The sequence below is a fragment of the Pseudomonas sp. TUM25319 genome (assembly GCF_056388475.1).
Genome location: NZ_CM150751.1, coordinates 2,021,844 through 2,046,412, shown reverse-complemented (window position 1 = coordinate 2,046,412; position 24,569 = coordinate 2,021,844). Strand labels below are relative to the sequence as shown.

21 protein-coding genes are annotated in these 24,569 nt (G+C 64.6%); 10 read left to right on the top strand and 11 right to left on the bottom strand.

Annotated features, from left to right (window positions below):
* Nucleotides 1-45 precede the first annotated feature (45 nt).
* On the bottom strand, nt 46-939 hold the full coding sequence (gene ptrR / locus AC05QJ_RS09695; RefSeq protein WP_476746653.1) for a putrescine utilization regulator PtrR: 894 nt from the start codon (nt 937-939) through the stop codon (nt 46-48).
* Between the two features lie 109 nt (nt 940-1,048).
* Between ptrR and AC05QJ_RS09690 the strand changes: the two genes are divergently transcribed.
* A complete protein-coding gene (locus tag AC05QJ_RS09690) occupies nt 1,049-2,230 on the top strand; it encodes an MFS transporter (protein ID WP_476746652.1) in 1,182 nt (393 codons plus the stop codon).
* On the opposite strand, the gene AC05QJ_RS09685 is transcribed toward AC05QJ_RS09690, so the two are convergent.
* Nucleotides 2,175-3,107, bottom strand: coding sequence for a DMT family transporter (locus tag AC05QJ_RS09685; protein WP_476746651.1), 933 nt, complete (start codon nt 3,105-3,107; stop codon nt 2,175-2,177). The genes AC05QJ_RS09690 and AC05QJ_RS09685 overlap by 56 nt on opposite strands.
* 107 nt (nt 3,108-3,214) lie before the next feature.
* Nucleotides 3,215-3,610 (bottom strand): transcriptional regulator, encoded by a 396-nt coding sequence (locus AC05QJ_RS09680; RefSeq protein WP_476746650.1) that lies wholly within the window; start codon nt 3,608-3,610, stop codon nt 3,215-3,217.
* Nucleotides 3,611-3,726: 116 nt separating this feature from the next.
* Here AC05QJ_RS09680 and AC05QJ_RS09675 point away from each other — a divergent pair, with 116 nt between their 5' ends.
* The gene (locus AC05QJ_RS09675; RefSeq protein ID WP_476746649.1) at nt 3,727-3,996 is read left to right on the top strand and encodes a hypothetical protein; all 270 of its coding nucleotides are present in this window, start codon (nt 3,727-3,729) and stop codon (nt 3,994-3,996) included.
* 85 nt (nt 3,997-4,081) lie between these two features.
* Here AC05QJ_RS09675 and AC05QJ_RS09670 read toward each other — a convergent pair whose 3' ends face one another.
* Nucleotides 4,082-5,407, bottom strand: coding sequence for a DEAD/DEAH box helicase (locus AC05QJ_RS09670; protein WP_476746648.1), 1,326 nt, complete (start codon nt 5,405-5,407; stop codon nt 4,082-4,084).
* 146 nt (nt 5,408-5,553) lie between these two features.
* Between AC05QJ_RS09670 and AC05QJ_RS09665 the strand changes: the two genes are divergently transcribed.
* Complete coding sequence (locus tag AC05QJ_RS09665; protein ID WP_476746647.1) at nt 5,554-6,858, top strand: mechanosensitive ion channel family protein; 1,305 nt, start codon at nt 5,554-5,556, stop codon at nt 6,856-6,858.
* On the opposite strand, the gene AC05QJ_RS09660 is transcribed toward AC05QJ_RS09665, so the two are convergent.
* The 3 genes from AC05QJ_RS09660 to AC05QJ_RS09650 all read right to left on the bottom strand — a co-directional run bounded on the left by AC05QJ_RS09660 (nt 6,796) and on the right by AC05QJ_RS09650 (nt 8,928).
* The gene (locus AC05QJ_RS09660) at nt 6,796-7,674 is read right to left on the bottom strand and encodes a carboxylate/amino acid/amine transporter (protein WP_476746646.1); all 879 of its coding nucleotides are present in this window, start codon (nt 7,672-7,674) and stop codon (nt 6,796-6,798) included. The genes AC05QJ_RS09665 and AC05QJ_RS09660 overlap by 63 nt on opposite strands.
* A gap of 227 nt (nt 7,675-7,901) precedes the next feature.
* Nucleotides 7,902-8,501 carry an FMN-dependent NADH-azoreductase gene (locus tag AC05QJ_RS09655; RefSeq protein ID WP_476746645.1) on the bottom strand — a complete coding sequence of 200 codons (600 nt, stop codon included), beginning with the start codon at nt 8,499-8,501 and terminating at the stop codon, nt 7,902-7,904.
* Between the two features lie 109 nt (nt 8,502-8,610).
* Nucleotides 8,611-8,928, bottom strand: coding sequence for a 3-phosphoglycerate kinase (locus tag AC05QJ_RS09650; protein WP_476746644.1), 318 nt, complete (start codon nt 8,926-8,928; stop codon nt 8,611-8,613).
* Between the two features lie 50 nt (nt 8,929-8,978).
* Between AC05QJ_RS09650 and AC05QJ_RS09645 the strand changes: the two genes are divergently transcribed.
* The 4 genes from AC05QJ_RS09645 (at nt 8,979) to AC05QJ_RS09630 (ending at nt 13,181) form a co-directional block, all read left to right on the top strand.
* Nucleotides 8,979-9,902, top strand: a complete 924-nt coding sequence (locus AC05QJ_RS09645) for a PA3225 family LysR-type transcriptional regulator (protein ID WP_476746643.1) — start codon at nt 8,979-8,981, stop codon at nt 9,900-9,902.
* 12 nt (nt 9,903-9,914) lie between these two features.
* Entirely contained in the window at nt 9,915-10,730 is an 816-nt protein-coding gene (locus AC05QJ_RS09640; RefSeq protein ID WP_476746642.1) for an alpha/beta fold hydrolase, read from the top strand.
* Complete coding sequence (locus AC05QJ_RS09635) at nt 10,724-11,281, top strand: peptidylprolyl isomerase (protein WP_476746641.1); 558 nt, start codon at nt 10,724-10,726, stop codon at nt 11,279-11,281. The genes AC05QJ_RS09640 and AC05QJ_RS09635 overlap by 7 nt, the downstream gene beginning before the upstream one ends.
* 67 nt (nt 11,282-11,348) lie before the next feature.
* Nucleotides 11,349-13,181, top strand: a complete 1,833-nt coding sequence (locus tag AC05QJ_RS09630; RefSeq protein ID WP_476746640.1) for an ABC transporter ATP-binding protein — start codon at nt 11,349-11,351, stop codon at nt 13,179-13,181.
* A gap of 9 nt (nt 13,182-13,190) precedes the next feature.
* Here AC05QJ_RS09630 and AC05QJ_RS09625 read toward each other — a convergent pair whose 3' ends face one another.
* The 4 genes from AC05QJ_RS09625 to hrpA all read right to left on the bottom strand — a co-directional run bounded on the left by AC05QJ_RS09625 (nt 13,191) and on the right by hrpA (nt 21,372).
* Entirely contained in the window at nt 13,191-14,315 is a 1,125-nt protein-coding gene (locus tag AC05QJ_RS09625; protein WP_476746639.1) for a GNAT family N-acetyltransferase, read from the bottom strand.
* Nucleotides 14,316-14,483: 168 nt separating this feature from the next.
* Nucleotides 14,484-15,797 carry an OprO/OprP family phosphate-selective porin gene (locus AC05QJ_RS09620; protein WP_476746638.1) on the bottom strand — a complete coding sequence of 438 codons (1,314 nt, stop codon included), beginning with the start codon at nt 15,795-15,797 and terminating at the stop codon, nt 14,484-14,486.
* A gap of 298 nt (nt 15,798-16,095) precedes the next feature.
* Nucleotides 16,096-17,217, bottom strand: a complete 1,122-nt coding sequence (locus AC05QJ_RS09615) for a beta-ketoacyl-ACP synthase III (RefSeq protein WP_476746637.1) — start codon at nt 17,215-17,217, stop codon at nt 16,096-16,098.
* A 243-nt stretch (nt 17,218-17,460) separates the two neighbouring features.
* Nucleotides 17,461-21,372 carry an ATP-dependent RNA helicase HrpA gene (gene hrpA / locus AC05QJ_RS09610; protein ID WP_476746636.1) on the bottom strand — a complete coding sequence of 1,304 codons (3,912 nt, stop codon included), beginning with the start codon at nt 21,370-21,372 and terminating at the stop codon, nt 17,461-17,463.
* A gap of 186 nt (nt 21,373-21,558) precedes the next feature.
* On the opposite strand from hrpA, the gene AC05QJ_RS09605 reads away from it, so the two are divergent.
* The 3 genes from AC05QJ_RS09605 to AC05QJ_RS09595 all read left to right on the top strand — a co-directional run bounded on the left by AC05QJ_RS09605 (nt 21,559) and on the right by AC05QJ_RS09595 (nt 24,528).
* A complete protein-coding gene (locus AC05QJ_RS09605; protein ID WP_476746635.1) occupies nt 21,559-21,717 on the top strand; it encodes a hypothetical protein in 159 nt (52 codons plus the stop codon).
* 104 nt (nt 21,718-21,821) lie between these two features.
* The gene (locus tag AC05QJ_RS09600; RefSeq protein ID WP_476746634.1) at nt 21,822-23,186 is read left to right on the top strand and encodes a glutamine synthetase family protein; all 1,365 of its coding nucleotides are present in this window, start codon (nt 21,822-21,824) and stop codon (nt 23,184-23,186) included.
* Nucleotides 23,187-23,220: 34 nt separating this feature from the next.
* The gene (locus AC05QJ_RS09595) at nt 23,221-24,528 is read left to right on the top strand and encodes an NAD(P)/FAD-dependent oxidoreductase (RefSeq protein WP_476746633.1); all 1,308 of its coding nucleotides are present in this window, start codon (nt 23,221-23,223) and stop codon (nt 24,526-24,528) included.
* Nucleotides 24,529-24,569 lie beyond the last annotated feature (41 nt).

Below are 24,569 nucleotides of genomic sequence, written 5' to 3'. Positions count from 1 at the left end.
TGCCTTACATCTCGCCCGTGAAAAATCTCACAGAACTGATATGCATCAAGCGCTGAGCGCCTGGCCGACGGGCGGTCCCTCGCGTCCCTCTTCCTGCAGGTTCACCCAGGCATCCAGATTCGCCCCGCGCATGCCCCGACGCCACACCAGCCAGGTGGTGGCCTGGTCGAACGGGGTCTGCAAGCGATGCGCCGCCACGTTTTCCCGGCCCGGCAGGCTGTCGAGCATCGATTGCGACATCAACGCCACCCCCGATCCCGCCACCACACAGGCCAGCATGCTCTGGTAGGACTCGATCTCCATGGCCCGCCCCATCGCCGCGTGATCGTGGGCATACCAGGCTTCCAGACGCATGCGGTACGAGCAGCCTTTGCGGAAGGTGAACACCGCACGCCCGGCCACGTCCCGGGCGCTGCGCACCGGCGGATGGTCGGGCTCGGTGATCAGCACCAGGGTTTCCTCGCACAACGGCACGCCGTCAAGGCCAGCCAGTGACAGCGGACCGTCAAGCATTGCCGCATCCAGCCGCCCGCTCAGCAAGCCTTCCAGCAACTCGCCGCTGGGCGCCGTCTGCACCTGCAGGTTCACCGCCGGATAACGCTTGTGATAGCGGGCCAGCAGGTCCGGCAGATGGATCGCCGCGGTGCTGTACATGCTGCCCAGGATGAACTCGCCGGCCGGCTCGCCACCCTGTACGGCGGCAAAAGCTTCGTCGTGCAGCGCCAGCATGCGCCCGGCGTAGTCCAGCAACACCTTGCCGGCGGGCGACAGTTGCAGGCGCTGGCGCTCGCGATGGAACAGCTCCACGCCCAACTGCTCTTCGAGCTGGCGCAGCCGCGTCGACAGGTTCGACGGCACCCGGTGCAACTGCTCGGCGGCGCGAGTCACCGAACCGGTCTCGGCCACTGCCTGGAAAATGCGCAACTGGCTCAGTTCCACAACCATTCTCCAAAATTGAACAAGTCGCTCATTATTATTCAATTTTTAAGAATGCCAACCCCCAGTAGTCTGACGGCATCGAATGACTTCCCCGACAGGAGTACCGAACATGTCGCCCACCCTGCGCCTAATGGCCAGCTTCGTTGCCCTGATGATGGCCATGGGCATCGGCCGCTTCGCCCTCACGCCACAACTGCCGCACCTGGTCAGCGAAGGCCAGTTGAGCCTGACCGCCGCCGGCCTGGTGGCTGCGGCCAACTACCTGGGCTACTTCCTCGGCGCGCTGGACGCCATGTTCGCCCGTCGCCCACGGCAGGTGCGCCTGCGCCTCGACCTTGGCCTGTGGCTGTGCGTGCTGCTGACACTGGTGTCGTTCTGGGCCGACAGCTTCGTCGTCCACGCCTTGCTGCGCTTCGGTACCGGCGTGGCCAGTGCCTGGGTGCTGGTGATGATCACCAGCCTGAGCCAGCCGCTGGCCGCACGCAGCAACCTGCCGCGACTGGGCGCCCTGGTGTTCGCCGGGCCCGGCCTGGGCATCATGCTCACCGGCCTGCTGGCCCTGGTATCGAACCTCAACGGCCTTGGCTCGGCGCCACTGTGGCTGATCTACGCCGCCGCCGCGCTGGTGATGTTGCTGGCGGTGCGGCCGATGCTGCCGCGCCCCGAGGAGGCTTCGGTGACCACCGCCGGCCAGCCGCTCAACGCACCGTCGCCGGGGATCGCCCGCCTCGGCCTGATCTACGGTCTGTACGGCATCGGCTACATCATTCCGGCGACCTTCATGTCGCAGATGGCCAGCGCACGCTTCCACGGTCACTGGATGGCCGACCTGTTCTGGCCTGGCTTCGGCTTGGCCGCCGCTGCGGGCGTGTTGTTGCTCAGCCTGCGCCGGCCACGGGCGGGCGGCACCTCGCACTGGTTGAGGGCGACCTTGTGGCTGCAGGCGATCGGTGTGTTCGCCTGCCTGCTAGGCAACGGACCGGGGCTGGCGCTGGGGGTGATTTTCTGCGGCACGCCATTCCTGGCCTGCATGCAGCTGGTGATGCAGCGCTCGCGGGAACTGGCGCCCCACGCTACCCAGCGCAACGCCGGCCTGCTCACCGCCTGCTTCGCCATCGGCCAGCTCGGCGGGCCACTGCTGGCAGCCCTGAGCAACCTGTTCGCCGGCAGCCTGCAACCGGCGCTGCTGGTGGCCGGCGCCGGTTTGCTGCTGGCAGGAGCACTGGTGTCGAAGCCTAGCGCTGCCCCAGCATCGAGCGCAGACGCCTGCGCAGCCACTGCTCGGCGCTGACCATGACGATACCCAGCAACACGCACAGCGCGCCGAGCACGAAGTTCAGGCTCAGCGGCTCGTCCAGCAACAGCACGCCGAAGGTCACGCCGAAAATCGGCGTGACGAAGGAGAACACCGCGAGGTTGGACGCCAGGTATTTGCGCAGCAGCCAGAACCAGGTCAGGTAGCTGAAGAACGACACCACCAGCGCCTGGAACAGCACGCTGCCGATGGCGATGGGAGTCAGGCTGACATGGGTGATCTTGCCGCTGAAGGCGGCGATCAACAGCAGGCCGACGAAGCCCACCGCCAACTGGTAGAACAGCGTCAGTGTGGCCGGCGCTTCCGACAGCCGCGAGCAACGCACTACCACCGTGGTCGCGCCCCACGAAGCGCCGGCCAGTACGCCAAAGGCATCGCCGAGCAGCATCGGTCCGTTCAGGTCATCCAGCGAGATCCCGCCGGCAAACGCCAGCGCAATCCCGCCGAAGGCCAGCAGGATGCCCAGCCACTGCAACGGCCGCAGACGCTCGCTGGGCAACATGAAATGCAGGCCGAGGGCGGTGAACACCGGCGCGGTGTAAAGGAACACCGACATATGCGCTGCCGATGTCAGCAGCAGACCTTCAGCAATGAACAGAAACTCGAGGCCGAACAACGCGCCGGCCAGCAACCCGGCACGCCAGGTGGTGCCGACCTGCTCCCAACCGCCGCGCCAGCACATCAGCAAGCCCACCAGCAACGCGGCGATCCCGGAGCGGGTCGCCGCCTGCATCACCGGGGCGAAGTCGGCGGCGGCCCATTTGACCATGACCTGCTGGACACCCCAGATCAGGCACAGCCCCAGCATCACCTGAAAGGCAAAGGCATCGGGATCGCGACGGGGTGCGCTCATGGGTGGCCCCCCACTTCTGGCAACGGCATGACAACCTCTTGGCAGCGAAGAATTGGCGCCAATTATTGATGGTTGTGCTCAGCTATTACCAGATGTGTCTGAGAGACTCAGGCAATCTGCGCCTTCGAAGCCACTTCGTCGAACGTCGCCTCATCCAGGGCATCCGCCTGCTCATCCAGCACCTGGCGGGGATGATCGTTACCGGGGATGCTGCTGTCGATCAGGCTCAGCAGTCGCGAACCGCGCTCGGTCAGGACAAAATTCTCGCCGTTGCCGCCCTCCTCCTCCGGCCGGGTTTCGATATAGCCGCGCTCCACCAGCAGGCGCTCATAATCGCAGGCGCGGGTTTTCAGGTGGTCCAGGTCCGGCACCGGCTGGCCCTCCACCGCCAGTTGCGCGGCGTGCTGCTCGGCGTAAGGGCGCGGGGTGAAGTTGTGTCCGGCACTGTTCTGGACTTCGTGCAGCAGACGTTCGATCAGATCCCAGTCATACACGGTGCTCATGGGTACGGCCTCCGTAGGGTGTGTAGGGTTGTGACCGGTGGGCGTGCCTGCGGTTCGACTGAACTTTCCAGGCGGCATCAGCCTCAACCGGGAACCCGGACCAAGGAGGCTCGACCATGAAGACCCTGATGATGCTGACCGCGACCGCCAGCCTGCTGTTCGCCCTGCCGAGCTGGGCCTGCACGCTGGAAGAAGCCACGGAGAAACGCGAGGAACTGGCGAAGGAAGTGACCCGCCTGACCGAACAGAATCCGCAGAAGGCCAAGGAGATCAACGATGAGTTGCGCGGGATGAAACTGGGCACCGAGGCAAAGGACCTGCCGGACAAGTGCCAGTTGATCGACAAGCGCCTGCAGGAATTGCGTGAGGCCGAGAAGAAGACCTGATCGTTCGAGGGTTGCTTGTGTCCCAATCGCCGGCAAGCCGGCTCCCACAGAGTGAGAGTGGATTGCCGGCGATGGGAGCTGGCGCTTACTCGGCAGCCGGAGCCGGCTTGCGCTTCTTCAGCGGCGCCAGGCCATCGGAGCTGGCCAGCGGTGCGTTCGGCTTCGGCTTGGCGGTCGGCTTGCGTTTGGCCGCGACCTTCTTGTCGCCCTTCTTGTCGGTCTTTTTCTTCTTGGCACCAGCCGCCTTGCCGGACGCCTTGACCTTCTTCGGCCCGCTGTAGGTGCCCTTCACTTCCTTGATCACACGGCGCTCGAACGTCTGCTTCAGGTAGCGCTCGATGCTCGACATCAGGTTCCAGTCGCCGTGGCAGATCAGCGAGACCGCCAGACCCTCGGCGCCCGCACGGCCAGTACGACCGATGCGGTGCACGTACTCGTCGCCGCTACGCGGCATGTCGAAGTTGATCACCAGGTCCAGGCCATCGACGTCCAGGCCACGGGCCGCCACGTCGGTGGCCACCAGCACCTTGGCACCGCCGGTCTTGAAGCGCTCGATGGCCAGCTTGCGGTCTTTCTGGTCCTTGTCGCCGTGCAGCACGAAGGCCTTCATGTCCTTGGCCACCAGGTGGCCGTAGATACGGTCGGCCATGACCCGGGTATTGGTGAAGATGATGGCTTTTTCGTAGGTCTCGTTAGCCAGCAGCCATTGAGCGATCTGCTCTTTGTGCTGGTTGTGGTCGGCAGTGATGATCTGCTGACGGGTGGTTTCATTGAGCTGGCTGACGGCGTTGAGCATCAGGTGCTCAGGGTCCTTCAGCACCTTGCCGATCATGTCGCGCAGGCCGGCACCGCCGGTGGTGGCGGAGAACAGCAGGGTCTGCTCGCGGTTCGGGCACTGCCCGCACAGGCGCTCGACATCTTCGGAGAAGCCCATGTCGAGCATGCGGTCGGCCTCGTCCAGCACCACCACCTGCACGTGTTCCAGCTCCAGGTTGCCGGCGTTCAGGTGCTCCAGCATGCGGCCCGGGGTGCCGACCAGGATATCCGGCACCTTGCGCAGCATGGCGGCCTGTTCCTTGAAGTCTTCACCGCCGGTGATCATGCCCGACTTGATGAACGTGAACTGGGCGAAGCGCTCGATTTCCTTGAGGGTCTGCTGGGCCAGCTCGCGGGTCGGCAGCAGCACCAGGGCGCGGATCTCGACGCGCTTCTGGTTCAGGTCCACCAGGCGGTTGAGCACCGGCAGGACGAAGGCGGCGGTCTTGCCGCTACCGGTTTTCGCCGTCACCCGCAGGTCACGCCCTTGCAGCGCCAGGGGAATGGCAGCCGCCTGCACCGGAGTGGGCTCGACAAAGTTCAGTGCGGCCACGGCTTTGAGCAGGCGTTCGTGCAGGGCGAATTGGGAAAACACGGATGTAACCTCGGGCATGAGCGGAAATTCAGCCACATAGGGTAACGTTTTCCGGCGCCCGAGCCGAATTTCTTTTTGCCCCGGGCCCGCTGCATTCGTTCTAATTGCCCCTCCATTTCCACGGTAACGGAGCATTTCCACCGCGCATGGCTATCCAACAGTTCTGGCAAAACGCCCTCGATCTCTGGGGCACCCTCGATCAACACCCGCTGCTGCACGCCGGGATCGGCCTGGTGGTGCTGCTGGTCATCGCCCTGATTCTCGGACGGGTGGCGCGCTTCCTCGTCCTCCACGCCATCAAGCTGCTGAGCCGACAGCCGGCGCTGCACTGGCTCGGCGACCTGCTGAGCAACAAGGTGTTCCAGCGCCTGGCGCAGACCACCCCCTCGCTGGTGGTGCAGTTCGGTCTCAAGCTGGTACCGGAACTGAGCGCCACCAGCCAGCATTTCCTCGGCAATGTCGCCCTGGCCTTCACCGTGCTGTTCCTGCTGCTGGCGGTCAGCGCCCTGCTCGACGCCCTGCTGGACATCTACGCCCGTACCGAACACGCCCGCACCCGCTCGATCAAAGGCTACGTGCAACTGGCGAAAATGGTGCTGTACGTGTTTGGCGCGATCATCATCGTCGCCACCCTGATCGACCGCTCGCCGCTGTTGCTGCTGTCGGGCCTGGGTGCGATGTCGGCGGTGATCCTGCTGGTCTACAAGGACACCCTGCTGTCGTTCGTCGCCAGCGTGCAGCTCACCAGCAACGACATGCTGCGGGTCGGTGACTGGATCGAGATGCCCCAGGTCGGCGCTGACGGCGATGTAGTGGACATCACCCTGCACACGGTCAAGGTGCAGAACTTCGACAAGACCATCGTCTCCATCCCCACCTGGCGCCTGATGAGCGAGTCGTTCAAGAACTGGCGCGGCATGCAGCAGTCCGGCGGGCGGCGGATCAAGCGCAGCCTGTTCATCGACGCCGGTGGCGTGCGGTTCGTGACGCCGGACGAAGAGCGCCGCATGGGCGACGTACGCCTGCTCGGCGACTACATGGCGCGCAAGCGCAGCGAACTGCACAACTGGAACGAGGCCCAGGGCCAGGTGGCGGAACTGTCGGCCAACCGCCGCCGGCTGACCAATATCGGCACCTTCCGCGCCTTCGCCCTCGCCTACCTGAAGAACGACCCGGACATCCAGCCCGACATGACCTGCATGGTCCGCCAGATGCAGACCACTGCCCAGGGCGTGCCACTGGAGATCTACTGCTTCACCCGCACCACCGTGTGGGCCGAGTACGAGCGCATCCAGGGCGATATCTTCGACTACCTGCTGGCGGTACTGCCGGAGTTCGGCCTGAGCCTGTACCAGCAGCCCAGCGGCAACGACCTGCGCGCCGGCCTGCTACCGGCCAGCCTGCCCCGAGAGCAGCGGGCGCGGGTTGCCGAGACGGCTGAGCCAGACTGACGCAACGATCACCGCCCCGCCTATGAACAACCGTCCCAGCGGCTCGTGCTGATTCCAGATCAACAGGTTGAGCAGCAAGCCCACCGGGACATGCAGGTTGTTCATCACCGCAAGGGTGCCGCCTGAAACCAGGCAGGCGCCCTTGTTCCACCAGTACAGCCCCAGCGCCGTCGGCACCAGGCCGAGGAACAGCAACACGCCCCACTGCACATCGGTGCTGGGCAAATGCTGGGCATTGCCGAACAGCAGGAAGGCCGGCAGCACCACGATCAGCGCGCCCAGGTAGAAGTAGCCGAAACGCCGGTAATGCGGCAGGTCGCTCGGGTAGCGGGCGATCAGGTGCTTGTACAGGACCTGGCCAGCGGCGTAGGTGAAGTTCGCCAGTTGCAGCAGCAAGAAGCCCATGAAGAAGTCGGGATTGATGCTGTCGAAGCGGATCACCGCCGCTCCGGCTACCGCTACCAGGGCCGCGACCAGCGCCCAAGGGTTGAAGCGGCGGTTCAGCGCGTCCTCGATCAAGGTCACGTGCAAGGGCGTGAGGATGGTGAACAGCAGCACTTCCGGCACCGTCAGCACACGGAAGCTCAGGTACAGGCAGACGTAGGTGATGCCGAACTGCAGCGCGCCAATCAGCAGCATGGCGCGCATGAAACGCGGCTCCACCTGGCGCCAGCGGGTCAGCGGCAGGAATACAGCCAGGGCCAGCAGCACACGGGCCAGCACGGCGAAGTAGCTGTCGACATGGCCGGCGAGGTATTCGCCGATCAGGCTGAAGGAAAACGCCTGGATCAGCGCGACGATCAATAGGTAGTGCATGGCGGCCTCTCGTGGATCAAGGCGGCGACCTTAGCGGCTTCGAGTAGCAAGCTTCAAGCTGCAAGCTGCAAGCTGCAAGAGAAGAGCATCGGCGCTGCGTTCGCTTCTTCTTGCAGCTTGAAACTTGCAGCTTGCAGCTAAAAAAGCCCGGTCGAGCGCGAGGCAATCGACCGGGCAGCACACCCAAAGGAGCAAAAAGGGGTGTCAGGCAGGGAAAATCCGTTGAATCACGCGACCGCGGAAAGCTGGGCCTTGGCCTGGTTAAGGCCCTTCTCGTGGAAGTCGCCACCCATGTTCAGGCCCTCGGCGTGGATGAAGGTCACATCGTGAATGCCGATGAAGGCCATCACCTGGCGCAGGTAGGGTTCCTGGTGGTCGCTGGCGGCGCCGGCGTGGATGCCACCGCGTGCGGTCAGGACATAGGCGCACTTGCCGGTGAGCAGGCCCTGCGGGCCGGTCTCGGTGTACTTGAAGGTGACGCCGGCACGCAGCACGTGGTCCAGCCAGGCTTTCAGGGTGCTCGGGATGGTGAAGTTGTACATCGGTGCGGCCAGTACCAGGACGTCGGCGGCCAGTACTTCGTCGGTCAGTTCGTTGGAACGGGCCAGGGCCTCTCGCTCCTCGGCGCTGCGCTGCTCGTCCGGCTTCATCCAGCCACCCAGCAGGTTGGCGTCCAGGTGTGGCACCGGGTTCAGCGCCAGGTCACGCACGGTCACGCTGTCAGCCGGGTTGGCGGCTTGCCACTGGCTGATGAAATCCCGGGTCAGTTGGCGGGAAACGGAGTCTTGCTGGCGGGCGCTGCTTTCGATGATCAGTACGCGGGACATTGAATTTTGCCTCCATCGGCAAGGTCGCTAAGTCGATGGAGGCAAGATTAATGATTGACCTATCGATAAAAAAGCGTAAAAACTCGGTTAAATCTATCAGTTAATTTGCTTATTGAGCTTTGCAGTCAACGGCGACGCGCAGTTTGAGGATTTCGCGGTTGAATCTGGCGGACACATCCACGGTCTGGTTCGCCCCCACCGCGACCCGGCGCACCCGCGGCGCCTCGGGGCCGTTGCGGAACGTCACCTTGCACTGGGCAGCCGTGGTGCCGTAGTTGGTCAGGGTCGCAGCGCCGATATCGTAGGCAGTGTCGAAGGACTGGACGTCGATCTTGAGACCGGCGCCGAGGTTCTTTTCCACATCGATGGGATACGCCAGCGCCGTCAGCGGCAGCAGGGCCAGTAAAGCAACACAGCATTTCTTCATACGGCGCTCTCCTCGGGAAGTGCGCCAGCTTAGGACAACAGGAGCCGAAGATGAAAGCGCCGCGCGTTACCCTGGATCAGTGGCGAACCCTGCAAGCAGTGGTCGATCACGGCGGCTTCGCCCAGGCCGCCGAAGCCCTGCATCGCTCGCAATCCTCGGTCAGCTACACCGTGGCGCGGATGCAGGATCAACTGGGAGTGCCGCTGCTGCGCATCGACGGCCGCAAGGCGGTACTCACCGATGCCGGCGGCGTGTTGCTGCGTCGTTCGCGGCAATTGGTCAAGCAGGCCAGCCAGTTGGAAGACCTCGCCCATCACATGGAGCAGGGCTGGGAAGCCGAGGTGCGCCTGGTGGTGGACGCCGCCTACCCCAATGCCCGTCTGGTTCGCGCCCTGAGCGCCTTCATGCCGCAAAGCCGCGGCTGCCGGGTCAGACTGCGCGAAGAGGTACTGTCGGGGGTCGAGGAAGTGCTGCACGAAGGCATCGCGGATCTCGCCATCAGCAGCTTCAGCATCGCCGGCTATCTGGGCGCCGAACTGAGTGCGGTGGAGTTCGTCGCCGTCGCCCACCCCGAGCACAGCCTGCACCGTCTGGGCCGGGTGTTGAACTTCCAGGATCTGGAAAGCCAGTTGCAAGTAGTGATCCGCGACTCGGGCCGCGCGCAGCCCCGGGATGTCGGCTGGCTCGGCGCCGAACAGCGCTGGACCGTCGGCAGCCTGGCCACCGCCGCCACCTTCGTCGGCAGCGGCCTGGGCTTCGCCTGGTTGCCCCGCCACCTGATCGAACGCGAGCTGCGCGAAGGCGTACTCAAGCCGTTGCCGCTGGATCAGGGTGGCAGCCGTCACCCGCTGTTCTACCTTTACTCCAACAAGGACAAACCCCTCGGCCCGGCCACGCAGATTCTCATCGAGTTGCTGCGCAACTTCGATACCGCGCCGCTGGACGTGCCTTTCGCCGCTCCCGCCCAAGCCTGACAGGTATCGCCCATGGCCTACTTCGAACATGAAGGTTGCACACTGCACTACGAAGAATATGGCCGGGGCGAGCCCCTGGTGCTGCTGCACGGCCTCGGCTCGAGCAGCCAGGACTGGGAATACCAGGTGCCGGCGCTGGCAGGCGACTACCGTCTGATCCTCCTGGACCTGCGCGGTCACGGCCGCTCCGACAAACCCCGCGAGCCCTACAGTATCAGCGGGTTCAGCGCCGACCTGATGGCCCTGCTGGAACACCTGAATACCGGTCCCGTGCACCTGGTCGGGTTGTCCATGGGCGGCATGGTCGGTTTCCAGTTCGCGGTCGATCACCCCGGCTGGCTGCGCAGCCTGACCATCGTCAACAGCGCTCCGGCAGTAAAAGTCCGCACCCGCGACGATTACTGGCAGTGGGCCAAGCGCTGGACCCTGGCCCGCGTTCTCAGCCTCAAGACCATCGGCAAGGGCCTGGCCGCGCGGCTGTTTCCCAAACCCGAACAGGCCGAATTGCGGCGCAAGATGGCCGAGCGCTGGGCGAAAAACGACAAACGCGCCTATCTCGCCAGTTTCGACGCCATCGTCAACTGGGGCGTGGAGGAACGGCTGGGACGGATCGACTGTCCTACCCTGGTCATCAGCGCGGACCACGACTACACCCCGGTGGCACTCAAGGAACGCTACGTCGGCCTGATTCCCGGTGCCCGGCTGGCGGTCATCGCCGATTCGCGGCACGCTACGCCGCTGGATCAGCCACAACAATTCAACCAGACCCTGCTGCAGTTCCTCGCTGCAGCGCCAACCACCTCTCAAGGATCATTGAGTTCATGCTGAAGAAAATCCTCATGGCCGCCTGCTCGGTCGCCTTCGCCACCGGCGTGATGGCCTCGGACAAAACTCCCCACGTGGAACTGGTCACCAGTTTCGGCAAGATCGAAATCGAACTGAACGCCGAGAAAGCGCCGATCAGCACCCAGAACTTCCTGCAATACGTGGACAGCGGCTTCTACAACAACACCATCTTCCACCGCGTGATCCCGGGCTTCATGGTCCAGGGCGGCGGCTTCACCGACCAGATGGTGCAGAAGACCACCAAGGATCCGATCCGCAACGAGGCCAGCAACGGCCTGCAGAACACCCGTGGCACGCTGTCCATGGCCCGCACCTCCGACCCGAACTCGGCCACCAGCCAGTTCTTCATCAACGTGGCCGACAACGACTTCCTCAACCCGGGCCGCGACCGCGGCTATGCGGTCTTCGGCAAAGTGACCAAGGGCATGGAAGTGGTCGACCAGATCGTCAATTCACCCACCACCGTCAAGAAAGGCATGCGCGACGTGCCGGCTGATCCGGTGTACATCAAATCGGCCAAGCGCATCGATTGACCGCAGTGTCACAAGGACGTGACCCGCGGGCGGCGCGCTCGCCCTCTCGACAGGAGTGACCTTCTACATGCTGTTCCGCCGTTTCGAGCAGTTGATCGACATCTTCCGCGAGGCGCCTACCGCAGCGCCGCCCACCCGGGTCCTGCCCTTCTACCTGTATTACCTGCGCCAGGTCTGGCCGAGCTTCGCGGTGCTGCTGGTACTGGGCCTGATCGTGGCGCTGATCGAGGTGGCGCTGTTCAGCTACCTGAGCCGGATCATCGACCTGGCCCAGGGCACGCCCAACGCCAACCTGTTCCGCGAGCATTCGGGCGAACTGATCTGGATGCTGGTGGTGGCGCTGGTCCTCAGGCCGGTATTCGTGGGTCTGCACGACCTGCTGGTGCACCAGGCCATCAGCCCCGGCATGACCAGCATGATCCGCTGGCAGAACCACACCCATGTGCTCAAGCAGAGCCTGAATTTCTTCCAGAGCGACTTCGCCGGCCGTATCGCCCAGCGCATCATGCAGACCGGCAACTCGCTGCGCGACTCGCTGGTACAGGCGATGGACGCGCTCTGGCACGTGACCATCTACGCCATCAGCTCGCTGGTGCTGTTCGCCGAGGCCGACTGGCGCCTGATGCTGCCGCTGCTGACCTGGATCGCCTGCTACATCGCCGCGCTGCGTTACTTCGTGCCGCGGGTCAAGGAGCGCTCGGTGATCTCTTCCGATGCCCGCTCCAAACTGATGGGACGGATCGTCGACGGCTACACCAACATCGCCACCCTCAAGCTGTTCGCCCACACCGACTTCGAGCGCCAGTACGCCCGCGAAGCGATCCGCGAGCAGACCGAAAAGACCCAGTTGGCCAGCCGCGTCATCACCAGCATGGACGTGGTCATCACCAGCCTCAACGGCCTGCTGATCGTCACCACCACCGGGCTGGCCCTGTGGCTGTGGACCCAGTCGCTGATCAGCGCCGGCGCCATCGCCCTGGCCACCGGCCTGGTGATCCGCATCGTCAATATGAGCGGCTGGATCATGTGGGTGGTCAACGGCATCTTCGAGAACATCGGCATGGTTCAGGACGGCCTGCAGAGCATCTCCCAGCCGGTGACCATCACCGACCGTCCCAACGCACCAGCGCTGACCGTCGAACGCGGCGAAGTGCGGTTCGAGCATGTCGATTTCCACTACGGCAAGGGCCAGCGGATCATCAGCGACCTCGACCTGGTGATCCGCCCCGGCGAGAAGATCGGCCTGATCGGCCCCTCGGGGGCCGGCAAGTCGACCCTGGTCAACCTGCTGCTGCGCCTGTACGACCTCGAAGGCGGGCGCATCCTCATCGATGACCAGGACATCGCCCACGTCACCCAGGCCAGTCTGCGCGGGCAGATCGGCATGATCACCCAGGACACCTCGCTGCTGCACCGCTCGATCCGCGACAACCTGCGCTACGGCAAGCCCGACGCCACCGACGAAGAACTGTGGAATGCCGTGCGCGGGGCCAGGGCCGATGAATTCATCCCGACGCTCACCGACGCCCAGGGCCGCACCGGCTTCGACGCCCATGTGGGCGAGCGCGGCGTCAAGCTGTCCGGCGGCCAGCGCCAGCGCATCGCCATCGCCCGGGTGCTGCTGAAGAACGCACCGATCCTGATCATGGACGAAGCCACCTCGGCGCTGGATTCGGAAGTCGAGGCGGCGATCCAGGAGAGTCTGGAAACCCTGATGCAGGGCAAGACCGTGATCGCCATCGCCCACCGGCTGTCCACCATCGCCCGCATGGACCGCCTGGTGGTGCTGGAGAAAGGCCGCATCGCCGAGATGGGCAGCCATGCCGAACTGCTGGCGCAGCAAGGGCTGTATGCCCTCCTGTGGCGTCACCAGACCGGCGGCTTCGTCGGCGTCGACTGACCGCCTGGCTCAGCCCTGTCGGTACGGCAGGGCCGAGCGGGCATCCTGCGCGTAGGCCATCACACCCACGCGCTCCTGGCGCAGGAAATCATCCACGGCGCTGCGCAGTCCCGGATGCAGCAGGTAATGCCAGGAGCGGGTGATCACCGGCTCGAAACCACGAATCAGCTTGTGCTCCCCCTGGGCGCCGGCGTCGAAGCGCTGCAAGCCCTCGGCGATGGCGTAGTCCATGCCCTGGTAGAAACAGGTTTCGAAATGCAGCCGGTCGAACTCGGCCAGGCAGCCCCAGTAGCGGCCGTAGAAACTGTCGCCGCCCACCAGACTGAACGCCATTGCCACCTCGCGCCCGCCCTGGATCGCCATGACCACGCGAATCGCTTCAGGCATGCGCTCGGCCAGCAGGCTGAAGAAAGAACGCGTGAGGTACGGTGCGCGGCGACGCACCGCGTAGGTGTTGGCGTAGCAGGCGAAGACGAAGTCCCACTGGACCTCGCTCAGTTCTTCACCGCGATACCAGCGAAACTCGATCCCCTGCCCTGCCACCTGCTCGCGTTCCTTGCGCATCTGCTTGCGCTTGCGCGAACTGAGGGCGTCGAGGAAATCCTGAAAGTCCCGGTAACCCTGGTTGCGCCAGTGGAACTGACAGCCCAGGCGCTCAAGCCAGCCGTCGCGGTTGCCCAGTGCGGCATCGCTGGCCGGATCGGTGAAATTCACATGCAGGCCGGACAGGCCTTGCTCCAGCAGCGTGTGCTCCACCTCGTCGAGCAGGGTGCCCAGCGCCTGCGGCTCGCCCAGCAGACGTGCTCCGCCAACGGGCGAAAACGGCACCGCACACAACAGCTTGGGGTAATAGACAATTCCCGCCCGCTCGCAGGCATCGGCCCAGCCATGGTCGAACACGTATTCACCGAAGGAATGGGTTTTCACATAGGCCGGCATCGCCGCGATCACCCGGCCATCGCTGTCGGTCAGCAGACGATGCGAGGGCGTCCAGCCGGTACGCGGGCTGACACTGCCGCTGTCTTCCAGGCTGGTGAGGAAGGCGTGACGCAGGAAAGGCTGATCGCCGGGAACGAGGGCGTCCCAGGTGACAGCGTCGAGGTCTTTGAGGTGGTTCAAGGTCTGGGTCGGCATGAGGCTGAGTGTGCCGCTGTAAAGCTGCAAGCTGCAAGCTGCAAGCTGCAAGAAAGAACAGTCTGCGCCGCCACCGCTTGTCTTGCAGCTTGCCGCTTACAACTTGCAGCTAAAAAAAAGCCCCACCGAAGTGGGGCTGAAATTTAACGGATGAAGGAGCGTCGTTGCTTAGAACACGTACTGTGCGCGCAGTACGAAACCGTCGCCATCGTCGTCGCCATTGGCGTTCTGGGCGTTGTCGACCTTGGCCTTGACGTAGGTGCCGCTGAGCTTGATCGACTCGTTGGCGTACCAGTTCAGACCCAGGTTGTGCACCTTGGCTTCGATGTCGCTGACGTTGGCGAAGGCGCCGTTGTCGTCGTCCACGCTCAGGTGGTCGTAGCGGTAGAACAGTTCCCAGGCACCGATCTGCTTGTTCGAAGGCTTGATGCTGTCGAACTTGCCGAGTTTGTAGGCGCGGGCTTCACCGGTGAGGGTGTAGGCCACTTGTGCGTAGTAACCGTCGGCCTTGATGTCCTGGTAGGCAGCAGCGTCAGCTTCGACCTTGCGCTTGATGTACTCGCCCTGTACCGAGAACGGACCGGTAGCGAAGGCAGCTTCCAGACCCAGTGCGCGGTCGGTGTCGTAGGCACCGGCCGGGGTGTTGTTCGCGCCGCCGAGCACCAGGCGGTTGCCGTTGGTGCCGGCATCCTGGCCGCCGTCGGTGCTCACGCCACGCATGCCCAGGCGGCTGCGGATACGGCCGTCGAAGGAGGTGTCGGAGAGGTCGCGCTGGGCCAGGTTCACACCGAAGTGCAGAACGTTGCCAGTGTCGTGCAGCGGAGCGAAGACAGCGCGCAGGTTGAACTGCTTGGTGCTGTCGCCGTCTTTGTCGGCGTTGGTGGCGTCTTTGGCGAATACGCCGAAGGAACCGTACAGCGAGTCACCGGCGTTGCCCGAAGCCTGGATGCCCAGACCGCCGTTGTGGCTGTTGGTCCAGTCGACCAGATCGTAGGCGGCGTTACGCTCGGGAGCGGTCACCCACTTGGAGCTGGTGGCTTTTTCCAGGCCGAACTCAGGGTCGAAACGGCCGACCTTGATCGAGACCGGCTTGAAGCCGTTGTAAGACAGCGAGGCTTCGTCGAAGTAGCCGTCTTCGGAACGGTTGTCGCCACCGGAGTTGTGCGAGAAGTCGTAGGCGATCTGGTAGGCCCAGTCGGTGAACATCACACCGCCCAGTTCCAGGTAGGCACGACGGAAGTAACCGGCATCGGCGGTGTTGCCGTTGTTGGTGTAGAAACCATCGAAGCGGCTGTAGTCGGCCTGGATACGACCGCCCAGCTTGAAGCTGAATTCCTTGTCGGTGGTAGCGACCTCGAGGCCACCTTTGGTCTTGACTACGATATCGGCGCCGTCGGTGGTCACGGTACCCGCGAAAGCCTGGGCGGTAACGGCCATTGCCAATGCGCTGGCTGCGAAACCTGCGAAGTGCTTACGGATCATCGATGAAGCTCCCCTAACGTTTTATGGTCTTGATTACGTTGAAAAAACACGCGGCTCAGGCCACTTGTGCTGGGGAGGAATCTTGGCGGGGGGTTATTTCAGATCAGTGGCTTTTATATAAATGTTTTGTGACAAGGGAACTTTTTTACTCCGTTAAGGAATATGGCAAAAAGCCCGCCCCACGCGGCGTTGCGGCATTTTTCAAGGCGGCGGCGCAGATAACAGCCCTGTAAAAAAATACGCCCGGTCCGTGAAAACGGACCGGGCGTATGACGTTTCTGTCAGCTACGGGGCGGAATCAGCGCTTGCGCAGGATCACACTGCCGATGGAGTAGCCAGCGCCGAAGGAACTGAGCACACCGAGCGAGCCCTTGGACAGGTCGTCCTGATAGCTGTGGAAGGCGATCACCGAGCCCGCCGAACTGGTGTTGGCGTAGCGGTCGAGAATCACCGGCGCTTCTTCTTCCAGCGCATCACGGCCCAGCAGCTTCTTGACGATCAGGTGGTTCATGCTCAGGTTGGCCTGGTGCAGCCAGAAGCGCTTGACGTCGCTGACGTTGAGGTTGTTTTCCGACAGGTGCTGGCCGATCAGCTCGGCCACCATCGGGCAGACCTCGCGGAACACCTTGCGGCCTTCCTGGACGAACAGTTTGTCCGGCGCGCCGATACCCTCTTCCCCAGCACGGTTGAGGAAGCCGAAGTTGTTGCGGATGTTGTTGGAGAACTGGGTCAGCAGCTTGGTGCTGACGATGTCGAACTGGTAGTCCGAGGTGGCCAGGTCGGCCCGCTCCACCAGCACGGCGGTGGCGCCGTCGCCAAAGATGAAGTGGCTGTCGCGGTCACGGAAGTTCAAGTGGCCGGTGCAGATTTCCGGGCTCACCACCAGCACGGCCCGGGCCTGGCCCAATTGCACGCTGTTGCTGGCGACCTGGATGCCGAAGGTGGCCGAGGAACAGGCAACGTTCATGTCGAAGCCGAAACCGTTGATGCCCAGCGCCTGCTGCACTTCGATGGCGATGGCCGGGTACGGGCGCTGCAGGTTGGAGCAGGCGACGATCACCGCATCGACATCGGCGGCGGTGCGTCCGGCGCGGGCCAGGGCCTGCTCGGCGGCGGCCACCGCCATCTGGCAGAGGATCGACGGCTCGTCGTTGCTGCGCTCGGGCAGGCGCGGCTTCATGCGCTGCGGGTCGAGGATGCCGTCCTTGTCCATGACGTAGCGGCTCTTGATGCCCGAGGCTTTTTCGATGAACGCGGCGCTGGACTCGGCCAAGGCCTCGACTTCGCCACGGGCGATCGCCTCGGCATTGTCGGCGTTGAACTGCGCGACGTAAGTGTTGAAAGACTCCACCAGCTCTTCGTTGGAGATGCTGTTGGCCGGGGTGTACAGGCCAGTGCCGCTGATGACGACGTTATGCACGGTCGGTCCTCTGTTCAGGGGCCATTGCCAACCGGGCAACGGCCTGTTCGGTTCGGCGAGCTGGCACCAAGGTGCCAACTCGTGCACGTAATGACCCGGTGGTCAGGGGCATTGCGTGGTGTCTGACGATGAGCCGACCCGGTCGGAAATCTCCGAGGCGGCGGAAAATGCCGACAAGTGTGCCACAACTGCGCCGGGTTGGCCTCTCTCAGGCGACAACCCGGCGCAGTGGCGAACCGGCGGTCAGGCCTCCACCTGACTCCACTGTTTGCTCAGACGCTTGTCGGAAATCGGCACCTTGGTGCCCAGTTGCTGGGCGAACAGCGAGACCCGGTACTCCTCCAGCCACCAGCGGTAGAGCTGCAACTGCTCGTCACGCTTGCCTTCCTGGGCGTGCTTGTCGGCGCGGGTCTTGTACTGCGCCCAGCAGTTGCTCAGCTCGCCACTCCAGACCCGGTCCTTCTGCACCTGCGCACCGAGTTTTTCCAGGCGCAGCTCCACCGCCTTGAGGTAACGCGGCAACTCCTTGAGCCACAGCCCCGGGGTTTCCCGAACGAAGCCGGGGTAGACCAGGTTGGCCAGTTGCTGCTTGATATCGTTGAGCGCCACCGCCTGGGACAGATCGATCTTGCCCTTGAAGCGCTTCTGCAGACCGTGCCACAGCTTGAGGATCTCCAGCACCAGCCGCGCCAGGCGCTCGGCGTGCTCGGTCCAACTGCCGCGCTTGCGCTCGGCCAGGGACGCCAGCGCCGCACCGTCGCGAGGCAGTTCGCTTTCACCTTCCAGCACGCAACTGTCGAGGCTGGCGAGGAGGATGTCTTCCACCAGCGACTCGATCCGGCCCAGTTCGCGGTACAGCAGGCCCAGTTCGGTAAGCCCCGGCAGCTTGCCGCGCAGGAACTTGGCCGGCTCCGCCAATTGCTGCAGCAACAGGCGCTGCAAGGCGCGGCGATGCTGGAACGTGGCCTCGGCCTGAGTCGAGAAACGTCCTTCCTTGACCGTACCGCCCTCTTCCACCAGCGCCGGATAGACCGTCAGCGACAGGCCGGCGATCTTCTGCTGGGCGGTCTGCTCGACCTTGCCGAAGCCCTTGGCTTCCACCGGTTTCTGCGCCTTCTCCGACTGCGGCACCGCCAGCGCCGCCTGGCTGGCAGCGGCGAAGCGGGCGGTCAGCTCGGCCAGGTCGCGGCCTTCGCCAAGGAACTTGCCCTGGCCGTCGACCACCTCGATGTTCATCCTCAGGTGACCTTCCACCTGCTCCGCCGCTTCGGCCCAGGCTTCATCGCTGACCCGTGCACCCGTCATGCGCAGCAGCTCGCGACCCAGTGCCTGCGGCAGCGAGCCGTCGGCGAAGGTCATGCGCGCCAGTGCGGCCTTGACGAAGTCCGGTACCGGCACGAAGTTCTTGCGCAGCGCCTTGGGCAGGTTGCGCACCAGGGCAATGCACTTGGCTTCCAGCAGCCCCGGCACCAGCCATTCCAGGCGCTCGCCCGGCAGGCTCGGCAGCAACGGTGCCGGCACCCGCACGGTCACGCCGTCACGGGGGTGGCCGGGCTCGAAGTGGTAGCTCAGCGACAGGCTCAGATCGCCCAGGCGCAGAGTATCGGGATACTGCGCAGCGGTGACTTCACTGGCCTCGCGGGCCAGCACGTCTTCAGCGCGCATGATCAGCAATTGTGGGTCTTTCTGGCTGTTGACCCGGTACCAGCTGTCGAAGGTGGCAGTCTGGTGGATCTCCGCCGGCAGCCGCGCCTCGTAGAAGGCGTAGAGGGTTTCCTCGTCGGCGAGAATGTCGCGGCGACGGGCCTTGGCTTCCAGTTCGTCGAGTTCTTCCAGCAAGCGCTTGTTGGCCGCCAGGCACTTGGCCCGGGAATTGATCTCGCCGCCCACCAGGCCTTCGCGGATAAACAGCTCGCGGGAGGTCTGCGGGTCGATCGGACCGTAGTGCACCGGGCGCCGGCCCACCACGATCAGCCCGTACAGGGTGACCTGCTCGAACGCCACCACCTGGCCGCGCTTCTTCTCCCAGTGCGGCTCGAAGTGGTTTTTCTTCAGCAGATGCCCGGCCAGCGGCTCGATCCAGTCGGAGTCGATCTTCGCCACCATGCGCGCGTACAGCTTGGTGGTTTCCACCAGCTCGGCGGTCATCAGCCATTGCGGGCGTTTCTTGCCAATGCCCGAAGACGGATGAATCCAGAACCGCCGCTGGCGGGCACCGAGGTAATCGCCTTCTTCGGTCTTCTGACCGATCTGGCTGAGCAGGCCGGAAAGAATCGCCTTGTGCAGCCGTGGATAGTCCGCCGGCTCCTTGTTGACGCCCAGTTGCAGGTCGCGGCAGATCAGCCCGAGCTGGCGATGGGCATCGCGCCACTCACGCAGGCGCAGGTAGTTGAGGAAGTTCTTGCGGCACCAGTTGCGCAGCGGGCTCGCGGTCAGCGCCTGGCGCTGCTCCTCGAAACCGCGCCACAGGTTCACCAGCGCGGCGAAGTCGGAGTCGGCGTCCTTCCACTGCGCATGGGCCTGGTCGGCCGCCTGCTGGCGCTCCGGGGGCCGCTCGCGAGGATCCTGCACCGACAGCGCACTGGCGACGATCAGCACTTCCTGCAGGCTGCCCTGTTTGGCGCCTTCGAGCAGCATGCGCCCGAGGCGCGGGTCCACCGGCAGGCGTGCCAGCTGGCGGCCCAGCGGGGTGAGCTGGTTTTCGCGGTTGACCGCCGACAGTTCCTGCAACAGGTTGAAGCCGTCGCTGATGGCCTTGCCATCCGGCGGCTCGATGAAGGGGAATTCGTCGATGGCGCCCAGGCGCAGATGAAGCATCTGCAGAATCACCGCAGCGAGGTTGGTACGCAGGATTTCCGGATCGGTGAAGGCCGGCCGGGCGTTGAAGTCCTCTTCGCTGTACAGGCGCACGCAAATGCCCGGCTCGACCCGGCCGCAACGCCCTTTGCGCTGGTTGGCGCTGGCCTGGGAAATGGCTTCGATCGGCAGGCGCTGGACCTTGGCCCGGTAGCTGTAGCGGCTGATGCGCGCGGTGCCGCTGTCGATCACGTAGCGGATGCCCGGCACCGTCAGCGAGGTTTCCGCGACGTTGGTCGCCAGTACGACCCTGCGCCCCGGATGCGACTGGAAGATGCGCTGCTGCTCGGCCGGCGACAGGCGCGCGTACAGCGGCAGGATCTCGGTATGACGCAACTGCGCCTTGCGCAGCATCTCGGCGGCGTCGCGGATCTCGCGCTCGCCCGGCAGGAACACCAGCACATCGCCCGGCCCCTTGCCGACGCTGCGCTCATGGGCGGCAATCTCGTCGAGGGTGGCGAGGATCGCCTGGTCGACGGTGAGGTCGTCTTCGACGCTGTTGCCTTCTTCGTCCTGCTCGCTGGTCAGCGGGCGGTACCAGGTTTCCACCGGGAAGGTGCGGCCCGACACCTCGATGATCGGCGCGTCGTCGAAGTGCTTCGAGAAGCGCTCCAGGTCGATGGTCGCCGAGGTGATGATGACTTTCAGGTCGGGGCGACGTGGCAGCAGGGTCTTCAGGTAGCCCAACAGGAAGTCGATGTTCAGGCTGCGTTCGTGGGCTTCGTCGACGATGATGGTGTCGTAGCGTTCGAGGAAGCGGTCGTGCTGGGTCTCGGCCAGCAGGATGCCGTCGGTCATCAGCTTGACCAGGGTATTGGCGTCGCTCTGGTCCTCGAAACGCACCTGGTAGCCCACCAGCGCCCCCAGCGGCGTGCCCAGTTCCTCGGCCACCCGGGCGGCGACACTGCGCGCCGCGATACGCCGCGGCTGGGTATGGGCGATCAGGCCGAAATGACCACGGCCCAGCTCCAGGCAGATCTTCGGCAACTGGGTGGTCTTGCCTGAGCCGGTCTCGCCAGCAATGATCACCATCTGATGCTGCGCCACCAGCTTCTTGATCTCGTCGCGCTTGGCGGCGATCGGCAGGCTGTCGTCGTAGCGGATGCGCGGAATGCTGGCCTGGCGCGCACTGGCCTGGTCGCAGGACGCCTGGACCTTCGCCGCCCACTGGGCGAGCTTCACCTCGTCCGGGCGCTTGCGCAGTTCGTGCAGTTGCCGGCGCAGGCGATGGCGCTCGGCGATCATGGCGTGGTCGATGGTTTTCAACAGTTGCCCGATGGCGGCGTTCTGGTCAGTCATGAGGTCTTTCGAGGGGGCAGGTGGGCCCTGCCTGGACTTATCGGCTTTGGTTAGGCGGCGATTGTCGCAGATTTGCCCGGCCTCGGCACGGCTCATGGGCCATGGCCGATTGTTTAGCCACGGCTTGACTGAAGGTATATAAACGCCAATTTAATGAACCTTCACCGTCGTGGGAGTATCCGGGGCATGACTTCCCCCAGCGGTGTGCCTCGCCTCTCCCCAGCCCCTTCGTTCCCGAAGGTGCGGGCCCGCCGTGGCGAAAACCCGCTGGTCCATGTGATCCTCGCCTTCTGGGCGCTGTGGCATTGCCGCCACGCCCGCCCACCAGACACCACGCTCTGCTGACCGATACCACTGGCTGCGCCCGTGCGCGCCGGCCTTTCTGTCGATGACCGCCCGCACCCGCGCGGACGGTCCTGTGCGCCGCCATGGCGCAAGCGAGAGCACCCATGCAGTTTGCCCATGTACAACAGGCCCGGGATTTCCTGGCCGCCAATCCCGATATCGACCTGTTCGAGCTGTTCATCCTCGACGCCAACGGCGTGCCTCGCGGCAAGCTGCTGCACCGCGATGAACTGCTGGCGGTCTACGAAAGCGGGCGGCCGCTGCCCAGCACGATCCTGGGCCTGACCCTGCAGGGCGAAGACGTGGAGAATTCCGGACTGGTGTGGGACGTGGGCGATATCGACTGCCGCGCCTATCCGCTGGAAAACAGCCTGGTGCGCCTGCCCTGGCGGCAGATTCCCACCGCCGCCGTGCAGGTCAGCATGCACCCCGGCGAGGGTATGCCGGCCGCCGTCGCCGACCCGCGCCATGTGCTGGTGCGGGTGATCGACGCGCTCAAGGCCGATGGCTTCCATCCGGTCATGGCCTGCGAACTGGAGTTCTACCTGCTCGACCAGAAGCGCGATCACGAAGGCCGCCCGCAACCGGCACTGGACGCCGACGGCGGACGACCGCGAAGCACGCAGGTCTATGGCCTGCGTGAACTGGAACAGATCGAGCCTTTCCTCGCCGATCTCTATGCCGCGTGCAAGGCCCAGGGCATTCCCGCCCGCACGGCGATCTCCGAGTACGCCCCCGGCCAGGTAGAGATCACCCTGGAGCACGGCGACGCCCTGTTGGCGATGGACCAGGCCGTACGCTACAAGCGCATCGTCAAGGGTGTGGCGCACAAGCACGGCATGCAAGCGTGCTTCATGGCCAAGCCGTTCGATCACCTGGCCGGCACCGGCATGCACCTGCATGTCAGCCTGGCCGACGCCGACGGCAACAACCTGTTCGCCAGCGAAGACCCGGCCGGTACGCCGCTATTGCGCCAGGCGGTGGGGGGCATGCTCGACGCCCTGCTCGACTCGCTGCTGCTGTTCTGCCCCAACGCCAACTCCTACCGACGCTTCCAGGCCAACAGCTACGCGCCGCTGGCGCCAACCTGGGGGGTCGACAACCGCACCGTGAGCTTGCGCGTGCCCGGCGGCCCGGCCCCTACCCGGCATATCGAACACCGCATCTGCGGCGCCGATGCCAACCCCTACCTTGCCGCTGCCGCCCTGCTCGGCGCCGTGCACCACGGCCTGCGCCAGCAGCTCGACCCCGGTGCTCCGGTGCAAGGCAACGGCTACGCCCAGGCCACCGAACTGCTGCCCACCGACTGGCTGAGTTCGCTCACCGCCCTGGAGCGCTCGGCCTGGGCCCGCGACACCCTGGGCGCCGAGTTCCTCGGCGTGTACCTGGCGGTCAAGCGTGCCGAATACCGTCAGTTCATGGCCGAAGTCGGCGAACAGGACTGGCGCTGGTACCTGACCCAGGCCTGACCCTTTTTCCTTTTTTCCGTCCGGGAACCGAATCATGAATGCAGCCCTGAACCCGCGCAGCGCCCAGCGTGCGCCTTCCTACTACAACGCCAGTATCAACGATCACACCCAGTATCCGACCCTGCAGGGTATGGTCGAGGTGGATGTGGCGATCATCGGCGGAGGCTTCACCGGTGTCGCCAGCGCCGTGGAGCTGGCCGAGCGCGGCCTGAAAGTCGCCATCGTCGAAACCAACCGCATCGGCTGGGGCGCCAGCGGGCGCAACGGCGGCCAGGTGACTGGCAGCCTGTCCGGCGACGAGGCCATGCGCAAGCAGATGCGCGCCAGGCTCGGCGATGACGTCGATGACTTCATCTGGCACCTGCGCTTTCGCGGTCACCAGATCATCGAGCAGCGGGTGCAGCGCTATGGCATCGACTGCGACCTCAAGCATGGCCACCTGCATGCGGCGATGAAGCCGTCGCACCTGACCGAACTGCGCGCCTTCGCCGAAGAAGCCGAGCGTCGCGGCATGGGCGATCAGGTGCAGTTGCTGGACCGCGAGGGCATCCGCCAGAACCTCGATTCGCCGCTGTACCTCGGCGCGCTGAAGAACCTGCGCAACCTGCACCTGCATCCGCTCAACCTGTGCCTGGGCGAAGCTCGCGCCGCCCACAGCCTGGGTGCGCTGATCTTCGAGAACTCGGAAGTGCTGGAGATTGTCCACGGCGACAGACCGGCAGTGATCACCGCCCAGGGCCGGGTCAACGCGAAACAGGTGATGCTGGCCGGCGACGTCTACCACAAGCTCGAACCGGGCCAGCTCAAGGGCAAGATCTTCCCGGCCATGGGCGGCATCGTCACCACCGCGCCGCTGGGCGACCTGGCGAAGCAACTCAACCCCCATGACCTGGCGGTGTACGACTGCCGCTTCGTCCTCGACTACTACCGCATGACCGCCGACGGCCGCCTGCTGTTCGGCGGTGGCGCCAATTATTCCGGGCGTGACTCGCGGGATATCGCCGGAGAGCTGCGTCCGTGCATCGAGCGCACCTTCCCGGCCCTCAAGGGCGTGGACATCGAGTTCCAGTGGAGTTGCGCCATGGGCATCGTGGTCAACCGCATCCCGCAACTGGGCAAGCTCTCGGACAACGTCTGGTATTGCCAGGGCTATTCGGGACATGGCGTGGCCAGCAGCCACATCATGGGCGAGATCATGGCCGAGGCGATCACGGGGACACTGGAGAAATTCGACACCTTCGCCGGCTGCTCGCATGTGCGCGTGCCGCTGGGCGATGTGCTGGGGAATCCGCTGTTGGCGGCGGGGATGTGGTACTACCAGATGCTTGAAAAGCTGCGCTGATCTTCCGGGCCCTATCGCTGGCAAGCCAGCGATAGGGCCCG

What these genes read in the sequence shown, in the direction of transcription:
- AC05QJ_RS09630 (WP_476746640.1), top strand. Translation starts at nt 11,349, where the DNA reads ATGCTGTTCCGCCGTTTCGAGCAGTTGATCGACATCTTCCGCGAGGCG.
- AC05QJ_RS09620 (WP_476746638.1), bottom strand. Translation starts at nt 15,797, where the DNA reads ATGATCCGTAAGCACTTCGCAGGTTTCGCAGCCAGCGCATTGGCAATG.
- AC05QJ_RS09605 (WP_476746635.1), top strand. Translation starts at nt 21,559, where the DNA reads ATGACTTCCCCCAGCGGTGTGCCTCGCCTCTCCCCAGCCCCTTCGTTC.
- AC05QJ_RS09655 (WP_476746645.1), bottom strand. Translation starts at nt 8,501, where the DNA reads ATGTCCCGCGTACTGATCATCGAAAGCAGCGCCCGCCAGCAAGACTCC.
- AC05QJ_RS09660 (WP_476746646.1), bottom strand. Translation starts at nt 7,674, where the DNA reads ATGCACTACCTATTGATCGTCGCGCTGATCCAGGCGTTTTCCTTCAGC.
- AC05QJ_RS09680 (WP_476746650.1), bottom strand. Translation starts at nt 3,610, where the DNA reads ATGAGCACCGTGTATGACTGGGATCTGATCGAACGTCTGCTGCACGAA.
- AC05QJ_RS09675 (WP_476746649.1), top strand. Translation starts at nt 3,727, where the DNA reads ATGAAGACCCTGATGATGCTGACCGCGACCGCCAGCCTGCTGTTCGCC.
- hrpA (WP_476746636.1), bottom strand. Translation starts at nt 21,372, where the DNA reads ATGACTGACCAGAACGCCGCCATCGGGCAACTGTTGAAAACCATCGAC.
- AC05QJ_RS09665 (WP_476746647.1), top strand. Translation starts at nt 5,554, where the DNA reads ATGGCTATCCAACAGTTCTGGCAAAACGCCCTCGATCTCTGGGGCACC.
- AC05QJ_RS09685 (WP_476746651.1), bottom strand. Translation starts at nt 3,107, where the DNA reads ATGAGCGCACCCCGTCGCGATCCCGATGCCTTTGCCTTTCAGGTGATG.
- AC05QJ_RS09600 (WP_476746634.1), top strand. Translation starts at nt 21,822, where the DNA reads ATGCAGTTTGCCCATGTACAACAGGCCCGGGATTTCCTGGCCGCCAAT.
- AC05QJ_RS09645 (WP_476746643.1), top strand. Translation starts at nt 8,979, where the DNA reads ATGAAAGCGCCGCGCGTTACCCTGGATCAGTGGCGAACCCTGCAAGCA.
- AC05QJ_RS09595 (WP_476746633.1), top strand. Translation starts at nt 23,221, where the DNA reads ATGAATGCAGCCCTGAACCCGCGCAGCGCCCAGCGTGCGCCTTCCTAC.
- AC05QJ_RS09650 (WP_476746644.1), bottom strand. Translation starts at nt 8,928, where the DNA reads ATGAAGAAATGCTGTGTTGCTTTACTGGCCCTGCTGCCGCTGACGGCG.
- AC05QJ_RS09640 (WP_476746642.1), top strand. Translation starts at nt 9,915, where the DNA reads ATGGCCTACTTCGAACATGAAGGTTGCACACTGCACTACGAAGAATAT.
- AC05QJ_RS09690 (WP_476746652.1), top strand. Translation starts at nt 1,049, where the DNA reads ATGTCGCCCACCCTGCGCCTAATGGCCAGCTTCGTTGCCCTGATGATG.
- AC05QJ_RS09625 (WP_476746639.1), bottom strand. Translation starts at nt 14,315, where the DNA reads ATGCCGACCCAGACCTTGAACCACCTCAAAGACCTCGACGCTGTCACC.
- AC05QJ_RS09635 (WP_476746641.1), top strand. Translation starts at nt 10,724, where the DNA reads ATGCTGAAGAAAATCCTCATGGCCGCCTGCTCGGTCGCCTTCGCCACC.